Genomic DNA, 11,284 nt, shown 5'->3' with positions numbered 1-11,284 from the left:
TCCTCAGACTTTGATGTTGGTCAGCATGCGCATGACAAAGAGGTTGACGGTCAGCATCGTGCCCACCAGGAAACAGGCGGGAATGAACCAGGGATGATCCAGCACGGTGTCGTAATAGTTCGGGTCCTTGACCAGAATGGCGCCCAGGCAGAACAGCGGGAAGCCTGACAGGAACTTGCCCGACCATTGCGCCTCGGCGGTGATGGCCTTGACCCGGCGGAACAGGCGGAAGCGGGCGCGGATCACCTTGGCGAGGCCATCCAGAACTTCGGCCAGGTTGCCGCCCGATTGCTGCTGAATGGTCACCGCAACGGCGAGGAAGCGCATATCCTGCATGTCCAGCCGCTCGGCCATTTCCTTGAGCGCCTCGCCGACATCGCGGCCATAGGCGCATTCGTCCGAGATGATCCCGAATTCGGTGGCCAGCGGGTCCTCGACCTCATTGGCGACAATCTGCACCGCCGAGGTAAAGGGGTGGCCGACGCGCAAGGAGCGCACCATCAGCTCCACCGCGTCGGGCAACTGTTCCTCGATCATCGCCATCCGCTTGGCGGCTTTCTTGTTGACCCAGAAGAACACCGCGCCGACGCCGATAATGACCGACCCCAGAACCTTGACGGGCAGGGGGGCAGAGGTGCCGATGCTGAGCCCGACAAAGGCAATGCCCGCGAGACCCGCCATGATCAGAATCAGCTGTTTCGGAGAAAAGGCGATGGCCGCCTTCTGCGCCCGGTCCGACAGCAGCGAATAAAGCGGGATCGACTGCGATCTGGCGTGCTGGCCCAGCTCCTTGCGCAGCTGCTCCAGCACCTGCTCGCGGTTGCTGCCCTTCTCCATCATCTCCAGCCGGCGGTTGACCTTGCTGTTGAGGCTGATGGATTTGCCGAAGGTGAACAGATAGAGACCTTCGACCAGGGCCAGAACCCCGAAGAAGATCAAGCCGTAGATAAGCGGTTCAGCACTCAGTTGCATCAGCGCGCCTCCATCACGGTGGGTTCATAGATCGAGGCCGGCAGGTCAAAGCCCCACAGGCGGAAGCGCTCGGAGAAATGGCTGCGCACGCCGGTGGCGGTGAAATGGCCGATGATCTTGTTGTCCGGGGTCAGCCCGACCCGCTGGAAGCGGAAGATTTCCTGCATCGAGATCACGTCGCCTTCCATGCCGGTGACTTCGGTGATCGAGGTCATCCGGCGTGAGCCGTCTTGCAGGCGCGACGCCTGCACGATCAGGTTCACAGCCGAGGAGATCTGGCTGCGCACCGCCTTGAGCGGCATTTCGATGCCGGCCATGGCAATCATGTTTTCCAGGCGGGAGATCCCGTCGCGTGCGTTGTTGGCGTGGATGGTGGTCATCGAACCGTCGTGGCCGGTGTTCATCGCCTGCAGCATGTCGATCACTTCCTCGCCGCGGGTCTCGCCGACGATGATGCGGTCGGGGCGCATCCGCAGTGCGTTTTTCAGACAGTCGCGCGGCGATACCTCGCCCTTGCCTTCGACGTTCGGGGGGCGGCTTTCCATCCGGCCCACATGGGTCTGCTGCAGCTGAAGTTCCGCGGTGTCCTCGATGGTGAGGATCCGCTCGGAATTGTCGATGAAAGACGACAGCGCGTTGAGGGTGGTGGTTTTACCGGAGCCGGTACCGCCGGAGACGATCACGTTCAGCCGGGTAGAGACCGCGGCTTGCAGATAGGCTGCCATTTCCTCGGTGAAAGCGCCGAATTGCACCAGATCGTCGATGCCCAGTTTGTCCTTTTTGAACTTCCGGATCGACACCAGAGAGCCGTCTACCGCAATCGGCGGCACCATCGCGTTGAAACGCGAGCCGTCGGCCAGGCGGGCGTCCACATAGGGGTTGCTTTCATCGACACGGCGTCCCACGGCAGAGACGATCTTGTCGATGATCCGCATCAGGTGCTTCTCATCCTTGAAGGTAATGTCGCTGAGCTGCAGTTTGCCGCTGCGTTCGACAAAGATCTGCTGCGGGCCGTTGACCAGAATATCGCTGACGGTGTCGTCCTGCAGCAGCGCTTCCAGCGGCCCGAGGCCGGTGACCTCGTCATACAGCTCCTTGTTCAGCTGCTGCCGGTCTTCGCGGTTCAGCACGATGCTCTTTTCGGCCAGAATCTCGGTTGCGATGGAGGCGATCTCAGCGCGCAGCTCGGCCTCGACGGCGTTTTCCAGCGCTGCCAGGTTCAGGTTTTCCAGCAGTTCCCGGTGCAGCTGGATCTTGATCTCGCTCAGCCGCTCCTTGCGCTTGCGCTCCTTGTCCATCGGCGCGGCTTCGGCGGCCTTGCGCTGGACCGGGCGGCGCAGGCTGGCGGCCGGCGCGGCAGCAGCAGCGGCCGGCGCGGCGGCAGGCTGCGGTGCGGGCGCGGCCGGTTTGGCCGCTTGCTTCTTGTATTTGGAAAACATCAACTCACCCCCAGTTCAAGCCGCTCAGGCGGCTTCGGCTTCACTCCGGCCCAGCTCGTGCAGCGAGGCTGCCAGCTTGGCGATTTCCTTGCGCAAGGGATTCTTCGCAGCCGAAACGGCCAGCGGCAGCCCGTGGTCGCAGCTCTGCAGCACCTGCTTGCCGCCGTCGGGCAGCTGCAGATCGATCGAGATGCTCAGGGATTCCGCCATCCGCTTGACCCGGCTTTTGCCGGTGAGGTCGGTAAACTTCGGCGCCCGGTTCAGGGCAAAGCGCAATTTTTCGAACGGCAGGTCCTCGGACTGCAGCGCCCGCTTCATGCGCAGCGCGTTCTGGGCCGAGCGCATGTCCAGTTCGATCAGCGCAAAATACACATGCGCTGTGCTCAGCACGGTTTCGGACCATTGCACCAGCGTGTGCGGCATGTCGATGACGACAAAGTCGAAGTGGCTGCGCGCCATTTCAATCACCCGGGCGATGTCGTCGGGCGACAAGAGATCCAGCGGCACCATCTCGGACGGAGCGGTCAGCACTTGCAGCTTTTCCTGGAACGGCTGCAGCGCCTGGCCGAACAGTTCCTCATCCATGCTTTCGGTTTCGCTGAGCATTTCCATCACCGCTTCGCGGCGGGGCAGGTCCAGATAGGTCGAGACCGAACCGCTTTGCAGGTCGAAATCCAGCAGACAGACGCTGGGCTCTTCGTGTTCGCTGAGCGCTGCCAGTTCCCACGCCAGGTTCACCGCCATGGTGGTGGAGCCGGAGCCGCCTGCCAGGCCGTGGCAGACCACCACCGCGCCCTCGCGCTGGGTGCCGGTCTGCAGCTGATGCGGGTTCACCGCGACTTCGGGTGCAGGGGCCTGCAGCCGTTCGATGGCCGCTTGCAGTTCCTGTTCCGGCAGCGGGTAGGGGACAAACTCGTCCGCACCCTGGCGCAGCAGCGTGTGCAGCGCGGCCGGGGTGACGTCTTCGGCGATCAGGATAACCTTGATGCCGCGCGCCTTGGCCTGGGTGATGATCTCGCCCATCAGGGGCAGGTCGCCCTCGTCGGCGCTGTCGATGGCAAGCGCGACAAATTGCAGGGGTTCCGCTTCGGCCTGTGCAAAGAAGGCCAGCGCCTCTGTAAAGCCAAGGTCCCCCCAGGCCTCGCCCAGAGCGGTTTCCATGTCTTCGATCAGAAGGTCGAAATTCTGCACGTCACGGCTGATCGTGCAGGCAACAATCGCTGGTGTCTCTGTTTGCGGCATTCCGCTGCTCATCGCCATCATCCTTGTTCACATGGGCAGACCGGGCCTTGGGCACAGTCCGCCTCTTGGAAACAATGTCGATGGCAATCTGGGCGATATTGGGGCCAAAAAGCCCCAAATATAGGGAATTGTTAATACCTTGGCCGCGCCCGGACAGAGGAAGTCAATGGAAACAGTTACTCCAGCGTGCGTTCCAGTGATTTCTGCTCGGTCAGCGTCGTGGCCGGAACCGCGCTTTCCAGATATTCGCGGTAGATGATCTGGGCATATTTGCCGTCCAGCACCGTCGGATGGCGCTTGAGGAACCCGCTTACCTCGGTGACGGTGCGGCGGTTGCGGCGCTCCCGGTTCGGGGTCGGCACCAGCGGCTGGGTTTCGCCATGGGAGACCACCGCCTCCAGCCTGCTGCGGCTGATGCCACGCGACACCAGGTAACTGACCGCAGCACGGGCCCTGCGCAGCCCCAGCCGCCGGTTGTAGGCGTTGCTGCCGACAGCGTCGGTGTGGCCGAAGACGCGGAAGCGGACTTCGGGGAACTGCTTGATCCAGTTCGCCTGGCTGTCCAGCACTGCGCGGGCGTCGGCGTCCAGGCGGGCGCTGTCAAAGTCGAAATTGATGATGGTCGGCACTTCCTTGGCGAACCGGCTGGCCAGCTGGATGGCAAAGCTGCGCTCGCCGCTCATCACCGCTGCATTGTTGAGGGTCGCCTCGCCAAAGGCGCCGCCTCTGTACAGTTCGCGCCCTGCTTCCCGTTCACAGGCAGCGGCGGCCAGGACAAGGCCGAGAATTGCAGCGGTTCTGATCATCTGTGCCACTCCTTATCAGTCCAGCACGTAGCCGTAAGAGCCGTTGAAATCCTGCTTCGCCACTTCCGCAGCCGGACCGTTCTTGGTGCGGGTGGTGCGCCCGAACAGGAACAGATCCTTTTCGCTGGGCGGGGCCACACGGTCGGTCGGCAGGGTCAGGGCCTCGCCGCGGGTCGGGGTGACCAGATGGGCGCTGACGATGATCACCAGTTCGGTCTGCTCGCGCTGGTAATCGGCACTGCGGAACAGGGCGCCCAGCACCGGCACGTCGCCCAGCCAGGGCAGCTGCGAAGAGTTGTCGAGGAATTCGTCGCTGATCAGCCCGGCAATGGCGAAGCTTTCGCCGTCGCGCATCTCGACCGTTGTTGAGGTTTCGCGCCGGGAGAAGGCGTCGATGGTAAAGTTGTTCAGTGTCAGCGAGTTAGCCGGGTCGATGGCCGATACCGCGGCATTCAGTTCCAGATTGATCAGATCGCCGTCGACCACCCGGGGAATGAAGTTCAGCTCGATACCGAAGGGTTTGAACTCAATGGTGATGACACCGTCTTCCTGGGCCACGGGCACCGGGTATTCGCCGCCGGCCAGGAACTTCGCTTCCTGTCCCGACAGGGCAGAGAGGTTCGGTTCGGCCAGGGTGCGGACAACGCCCTTCTGCTCCAGCGCTTCCAGCAGCAGGCTGACCTGGACGGAGCCTGCGTTGAAGCCGAACAGGAAGGCGCCGGTGTTGTTGTTGGCGGCAGGGATATTGCCGGCCAGCGAGTTGGCCAGCGCGCCCGAGGTGTTCAGGGTGTTGATACCACCGGTGCGGCCATTGCCGGAGCCGCCGTTAAAGCCCAGCGAGGCGCTCAGCGATTTGGACACCGTGCGCTGCATTTCGGCAAAGCGGACCTTGAGCATCACCTGCTGCACGCCGCCCACCGACATCAGGTTGCTGACCCGTTCCGGCGCGTAACGCTCGGCCAGGTCCAGCGCCCGCTGCAGCCGGGCCGCGCTGGACACGGTGCCGGACAGCACGATGCCGTCATTGGCGGTGCGCACCTCGATCTTCTCGTTGGGCAGGATCTGGCGCAGCCGCTGTTTGAATTCGGTGACATCCGCGGCCACCCGCACATCCACATTGGTGATCAGCCGGCCGGAGCCGTCGAGCAGCGTCAGCGTGGTCAGGCCGGGGGATTTGCCCAGCACATAGATGGTGCGGTCAGACAGCGAGGAGATATCCGCGATGCTGGGGTTGGCGATGCTGAGCTCAGCAAAGGGTGTTTCGCTTTCCACCACCACTGCGCGGTTCATGGGCACATCCAGCGTTGCCGCCGTGCCCTTTTTCACCACCCGCAGGGATTGCGCCGATGCCCCATCCGCCTGCGGCATGCCAACAAGCGATAGCCCCATCAGGGCCGCCGCTACGAACCTTCGAATTGCCATGTGACCTGCCTTTCCGATCACGCCTCAAAATCCGGGTCTTTTTGCCCGCTCTTTCGGGCACTGTGCTGCAGATCCCGAATTATTGCAAGAATCAATGGCTTCGGAGTGATTCCCTAGGGCCGCCCATTGTGGGGCCAGGGCAACAGGCAATTCAGCCACCCTTCGCTGAGAAGAGGCGGCTGACGCTGCTAACAGCTTGCCCGGAAATGGATTTTTCAGTTGGTGCAAGGGATCGGGATTTCCACAACTTCGGCGCCGCGGCGGGTGCGGATGGTGCAGACTTTCTTCTGTTCCACCTCCTGCGGCGCTTCCAGCGCGCCCAGGCCCAGCAGTTTGCGCTGATCCACTTCGACAACCGCAGCGATGGTGTCGTCACCGGCGCCGACCAGGGCCAGGGACAGCCGGCCGGTGGTTTGGGCCTGTGCCAGGGCGGCCACTTGTTCAGGGTGCGCCGCAACCGTGACGGTGCGGGCAATGATCGCTTCGTTGATGTCGCCGCCGGCGCTTTGGTCCACGGCCACCAGCTCGACATTGGTTTCGATCAGCCGGGTCACTTCGCCATGGGTGCCGCCGGCCCGGGGCATAACGCCGGTCCAGTAGACATCCACCTTGTCGCCGGGGCGCAGGAAGCCGGACACGCCTGAGGAGACGTCAACCTTGATTGCAAAAGCACGCATGCCGCGGGCCAGGCGCGAGGTGATGCCGGCGTCTTCGCCCGGCCGGGTGACCTTGATGGCCATCACCGCCTCATCCTTTTCCATGGCGCGCAGCACCACGCGCAACTCGTCGCCGCTTTCCGGCGGGAACAGGGTTTCCAGAGAGGTAAAGGCGCCTTCGGGGATGGCGTTTTCCGGCCAGCGCACCGCGCGCACAGCTTCTTTGGACAGCCGTTCGCCGTATTTCAGCGCTTTGGTGGCGACATAGACGTCCACCGTCGGCACCGCCTCGGCGCGGGCAGCGCGTTCGCGTGCCAGTTCGTTCTGGTAGGCCGAAATGTAGTTCTTCGCCATCATGACAGCGCCGCCGGCGAGGGCGACACCGACAATCAGCACAAGTCCGAAAACTGCTCGCATTGCGTTACCTCTCATCAACTCGAGCCGGAGTCCCACGGGTGGAACCGGCTGCTGGATTATTCAAACTGCTGTAGAACCGCCGGCCTTCTGCCGCGTCAGCGATGCGGCCAGAAAGGCCGTGCGGCTAAGGGCGGCTTGCGGCGCCCTTAACTGAATGACCAGTTTGTCATGTAGGCTGCGACCAGATTGGCCAGTCCCAGCGCGCCATCCTCCATCGAGGCGGCAATCAACGCTGCCAGTCCAACAACTGCGGCGCAAAGAACAACCCAGTCAACAGTGATCGCGCCCTCATCCCGGGCAAGATATGACTTCAGCTTATTCACGTTCTCAACCTCTCTGCCTTGAGTAGAAATCCGGGGCAGGAGCGGCGCTAGGCAAAGCCAGCGCCGCGGGTGATGTCAGACCGTGATCAGGACGGTGCCTGGGTCGCCAGGAAGGTGCTGGTCTGGTCGGTCAGGTCGTCTGCGCCGTCTTCGATGGCAGTGTAGACAACGCCGCCCAGTGCGGCCACGGCTGCGGTCAGCACAACCCAGTCAACAGTCACGGCGCCGGATTCGTCTTTGCGGAAGTTTTTGAAGAATTTGATCATGGTTTGGTCCCTCCAAAGGAAATTTGAATGTCTGATCGATCCTGCCGGAGTGTGTGGCCCGCTCTCTCACATTGGGCCGCCCCGTCAGGTGATAAGTCTATTAAGCTTTGTGAATGGGGCGTTAATTTGACGTAATCCTGTGCTTTCTGCCCAAAAGCAGAAAAACCTTAACGCCGGTTCGGACGTTTTTTAGGAAAGCCCGGGTTGCACCCAGACTGGGCGCAGGCAGCTGAAAAGAAAGCAGGAATCAGAAAGGGCCGCCCTGAAGCAGGACGGCCCGGAAGCGATCGTCTGTGACCGCGATGCGAACTTAGGACGGTGCCTGGGTCGCCAGGAAGGTGCTGGTCTGGTCGGTCAGGTCATCTGCGCCGTCTTCGATGGCGGTGTAGACAACGCCGCCCAGAGCGGCCACGGCTGCGGTCAGCACAACCCAGTCAACAGTCACGGCGCCGGATTCGTCTTTGCGGAAGTTTTTGAAGAATTTGATCATGGTTTGGTCCCTCCAAAGGATCTCAGAATTTGCGTTATCCCGCCTTCTCGCCAGGGTCTGCTCTCTCACCTGCTCGACCACTGTCCGGCTTGGATGAGTACATATAGCCAGTGCAGCGTGGCAGGATTTGGGCTGAAAGCCGGAAAAGGCTGCCCAATTTTTACTTTTCGGCAAGAATTTGATTATCCATTTGATTTTGTGTGATTAATTTTTCGTTACTGCATGTGGCGGCGTGGTATTTTGGCGCCAGACGGGGGCAAATATGGCGAACACGCCAAATTCCGGGGCGGAAAAGCTGGATTTTGCGGCCCAGGTTCCCGAGTCTGCTGTAAAAGAAAACCACAGGCAGGCCGGGCAATGACATTCCGCACAGCAGTTCTGGCGCTGGCTGCCTGCGCCATGCCTCTGGCCGCACCGGGGCAGGAGCAGCAGCCGGCCCCCTTTCCCCAGTTCGAGGCCAAGCGGGTCAAGCCGCCTGCGCCAGGAACCGGCAAGCGCATCACCATTCAGATCGAGCCAGCGCTGGAACCGGCCCCCGAAGAGCAAGCGGCGGCGACCGCCCCCGGAGAGGAGAGGCCGGCGGCGGGGCGCTACGGCTGGTTCTGGGACAAGGTCACGCCCGGGCTTGAGGCTGCGGGGCCGGGACGGCTGGAGAGCGCGCTGCAGGCCTTGACCGGCGCCAAGGATCTGGCGGCGCCGCGGCTGCAGCTGATGCAGGAGATTGCCCAGGCCCGCGGCGTGCATATTCTGACCGAAAGCGCGGGCACCCGTGTGTCGCCCGCATTGGTGCTTGCGGTGATCGCCGTCGAATCCGCAGGCAAGGCGGATGCGGTCAGCTCAGCCGGGGCACAGGGGCTGATGCAGCTGATGCCCGATACCGCGGCCCGTTTTGGCGTCAGCGACGCGCTGCAGGCACAGCAGAACATTTCCGGCGGCATTCAGTACCTGGATTGGCTGATGGGTGAATTCGGCGGCGACCCGATTCTGGTCCTGGCGGGCTACAATGCGGGCGAAGGCGCGGTGCGCAATCATCAGGGGGTGCCGCCTTTTGCCGAAACGCGGGACTACGTCCCCAAGGTTCTGACGGCCTATCAGGTGGCGCGGGGCCTTTGCCTGACGCCGCCTGAGCTGATTTCCGATGGCTGCGTCTTCCGGGTGATGAAGTAGCGGCGGCCCAGACCGCAACACGCCGATTAACCAATAATTTTCGATAAATTTGCATTACCCTGCTCCGGTGGTGTCTATGCTGCCGGAAGGGGCAGTTCCCGGCCTGCATTTTCAGGTTTCAAGACATTGGAGAAAGACATTGGATTTGGGTATTGATCCATCGGCAATTGCCGTGGGCTCGCAAGGGCTGTCCAGCAAGCTCATGCTGCTTGGTTTCATCGCATTTGTTGGTTTTTTCGGGCGGATGGTCTTTGTGGCCTTTGCGCCGGGTGCCGCCAAAGCCAGCCCGTTCCGGAATTTCTCTGGCCCAGGCTTTATCCTGCTGGCGGCAGGCCTGTTTGCCGGCGCGCTGTATGTTTCCGGCAAGCAGACCAAGGCCATGGTCCTTTTCAAACGGCATCTGGTGGATCCGGTCACCGTGACTTGGCTGGGCAAGGATAGCTGCGACCCGGCAGAGGGCAGCTATTGCGTGGTGGTCTTCGAGGACGAGGGCGAGAAGATCGTCAACTGGTATGACAAGCGGGTCTACATGTGGGAAATCGTCAACCCGCCGGAAGGCGCGGTCTGGCACACGCTGCGGCCCCGTGCCCGGCCCGGGGCTGCTGCCGGAGTCTGAGCGGCAAAGAAAAAGCCCGGCGGTCTCCCGCCGGGCCTTTCCCGAAATCCTTGACGGCAGGCTCAGTCCACGATCGCGGCCTGGGTTGCGGCGCGAAGCTCGTCCTCGCTGACACCGTCGGCCAGCTCGACAATCTTCAGCCCGCCATCCACAACATCCAGCACGCCCAGATTGGTGATGATGCGGTCGACCACGCCCTTGCCGGTCAGCGGCAGGGTGCATTCCTTCAGCACCTTGCTGTCGCCGTGCTTGTTTGTGTGGTCCATCACCACCACCACACGGCCGACGCCCGCAACCAGATCCATGGCGCCGCCCATGCCCTTAACCAGCTTGCCGGGGATCATCCAGTTCGCCAGGTCGCCGTTCTCGGCCACTTCCATCGCGCCCAGGATCGCCATGGCGATCTTGCCGCCGCGGATCATCGCAAAGCTTTGTGCCGAGTCGAAATAGGCGGTCTGCGGCAGCTCGGTGATGGTCTGCTTGCCCGCATTGATCAGGTCGGGGTCCTCTTCGCCCTCAAAGGGGAAGGGGCCCATGCCCAGCATGCCGTTTTCCGACTGCAAGGTCACTTCCACACCCTCGGGGATGTAGTTGGAGACCAGCGTCGGGATGCCGATGCCCAGGTTCACATACCAGCCGTCCTGCAGCTCCTGCGCGGCGCGTGCCGCCATCTGATTGCGGTCCCAAGGCATTATGCTTGCTCCTTCTTCTGACGGACGGTGCGCTGTTCGATGCGTTTCTCGTGGTCGCCCTGGATCAGGCGGTTCACATAGATGCCGGGCAGGTGGATCGAGTCCGGGTCCAGCGATCCGGTGGGCACGATTTCTTCCACTTCGGCCACGCAGATCTTCCCGCAGGTGGCGGCCGGCGCGTTGAAGTTGCGCGCGGTCTTGCGGAACACCAGGTTGCCGGTCTCATCGGCTTTCCAGGCCTTGACGATGGCGAGGTCGGCAAAGATGCCTTCCTCCATGATGTAATCCTCCATCGCGCCGTCCGGCCCGGTGGGGAACTGCTTCTCCACCTTGCCCTCGGCAATCACGGTGCCGACGCCGGTCTTGGTGAAGAAGCCCGGAATGCCTGCGCCGCCGGCGCGCATGCGCTCGGCCAGGGTGCCTTGCGGGTTGAATTCCAGCTCCAGCTCGCCGCTCAGGTACTGGCGCATGAATTCCGCGTTCTCACCCACGTAGGAGGAGATCATCTTCTTCACCTGCCGGGTCTGCAACAGGATGCCGATGCCGAAATCGTCAACGCCCGCGTTGTTGGAGGCAAAGGTCAGGTCCTTGGTGCCCGCGTCCTTGATCGCCTGCAAGAGCAGCTCGGGGATGCCGCAGAGGCCAAAGCCGCCCGCAGCGATGAACATGCCGTCGTGAAGCAGCCCGTCGAGTGCTTCAGCGGCGCTGGAATATACCTTTTTCATGGAGATCTCCCATTGTGCCGGTTGCAGCGATTTCTGGCGCCCGGGCGGGGG

13 protein-coding genes are annotated in these 11,284 nt (G+C 62.4%); 2 read left to right on the top strand and 11 right to left on the bottom strand.

Translation table 11 applies throughout. The annotated features are described in order from the left end of the window. Positions 1–3: 3 nt before the first annotated feature. From ACXAEH_RS10065 to ACXAEH_RS10025, 9 genes are all read right to left on the bottom strand, one after another. Entirely contained in the window at positions 4–972 is a 969-nt protein-coding gene (locus ACXAEH_RS10065; protein WP_475032450.1) for a type II secretion system F family protein, read from the bottom strand. Beyond that, positions 972–2,411 carry a CpaF family protein gene (locus tag ACXAEH_RS10060; RefSeq protein WP_475032448.1) on the bottom strand — a complete coding sequence of 480 codons (1,440 nt, stop codon included), beginning with the start codon at positions 2,409–2,411 and terminating at the stop codon, positions 972–974. Before ACXAEH_RS10060 ends, ACXAEH_RS10065 begins: the two co-directional genes overlap by 1 nt. Before the next feature lie 24 nt (positions 2,412–2,435). Continuing rightward, entirely contained in the window at positions 2,436–3,665 is a 1,230-nt protein-coding gene (locus ACXAEH_RS10055; RefSeq protein ID WP_475032446.1) for a CpaE/TadZ family protein, read from the bottom strand. Between the two features lie 164 nt (positions 3,666–3,829). Next, positions 3,830–4,459, bottom strand: a complete 630-nt coding sequence (locus ACXAEH_RS10050) for an OmpA family protein (protein ID WP_475032444.1) — start codon at positions 4,457–4,459, stop codon at positions 3,830–3,832. Between the two features lie 15 nt (positions 4,460–4,474). Continuing rightward, complete coding sequence (locus ACXAEH_RS10045) at positions 4,475–5,881, bottom strand: type II and III secretion system protein family protein (RefSeq protein WP_475032442.1); 1,407 nt, start codon at positions 5,879–5,881, stop codon at positions 4,475–4,477. Between the two features lie 215 nt (positions 5,882–6,096). Continuing rightward, the gene (gene cpaB / locus ACXAEH_RS10040) at positions 6,097–6,954 is read right to left on the bottom strand and encodes a Flp pilus assembly protein CpaB (RefSeq protein ID WP_475032440.1); all 858 of its coding nucleotides are present in this window, start codon (positions 6,952–6,954) and stop codon (positions 6,097–6,099) included. 146 nt (positions 6,955–7,100) lie between these two features. Beyond that, positions 7,101–7,277 (bottom strand): hypothetical protein, encoded by a 177-nt coding sequence (locus ACXAEH_RS10035; protein WP_475032439.1) that lies wholly within the window; start codon positions 7,275–7,277, stop codon positions 7,101–7,103. Positions 7,278–7,363: 86 nt separating this feature from the next. Continuing rightward, positions 7,364–7,543: a Flp family type IVb pilin gene (locus ACXAEH_RS10030; RefSeq protein WP_475032438.1), complete on the bottom strand. Its 180-nt coding sequence runs from the start codon at positions 7,541–7,543 to the stop codon at positions 7,364–7,366. A gap of 310 nt (positions 7,544–7,853) precedes the next feature. Continuing rightward, entirely contained in the window at positions 7,854–8,033 is a 180-nt protein-coding gene (locus tag ACXAEH_RS10025) for a Flp family type IVb pilin (RefSeq protein WP_475032438.1), read from the bottom strand. A gap of 357 nt (positions 8,034–8,390) precedes the next feature. Between ACXAEH_RS10025 and ACXAEH_RS10020 the strand changes: the two genes are divergently transcribed. Together ACXAEH_RS10020 and ACXAEH_RS10015 are read left to right on the top strand one after the other, a co-directional pair. Beyond that, positions 8,391–9,200 carry a lytic transglycosylase domain-containing protein gene (locus ACXAEH_RS10020; protein WP_475032437.1) on the top strand — a complete coding sequence of 270 codons (810 nt, stop codon included), beginning with the start codon at positions 8,391–8,393 and terminating at the stop codon, positions 9,198–9,200. 145 nt (positions 9,201–9,345) lie between these two features. After that, positions 9,346–9,816: a hypothetical protein gene (locus tag ACXAEH_RS10015; RefSeq protein ID WP_475032435.1), complete on the top strand. Its 471-nt coding sequence runs from the start codon at positions 9,346–9,348 to the stop codon at positions 9,814–9,816. Positions 9,817–9,878: 62 nt separating this feature from the next. On the opposite strand, the gene ACXAEH_RS10010 is transcribed toward ACXAEH_RS10015, so the two are convergent. After that, positions 9,879–10,508, bottom strand: coding sequence for a CoA transferase subunit B (locus ACXAEH_RS10010; RefSeq protein WP_475032433.1), 630 nt, complete (start codon positions 10,506–10,508; stop codon positions 9,879–9,881). Beyond that, a complete protein-coding gene (locus ACXAEH_RS10005; protein WP_475032432.1) occupies positions 10,508–11,233 on the bottom strand; it encodes a CoA transferase subunit A in 726 nt (241 codons plus the stop codon). The genes ACXAEH_RS10010 and ACXAEH_RS10005 overlap by 1 nt, the downstream gene beginning before the upstream one ends. Positions 11,234–11,284 lie beyond the last annotated feature (51 nt).

Source organism: Leisingera sp. ABM4_060 (genome assembly GCF_056158765.1).
Note: the sequence above shows the minus strand (reverse complement) of the source record. Positions and strands in the feature narration are given on the sequence as shown.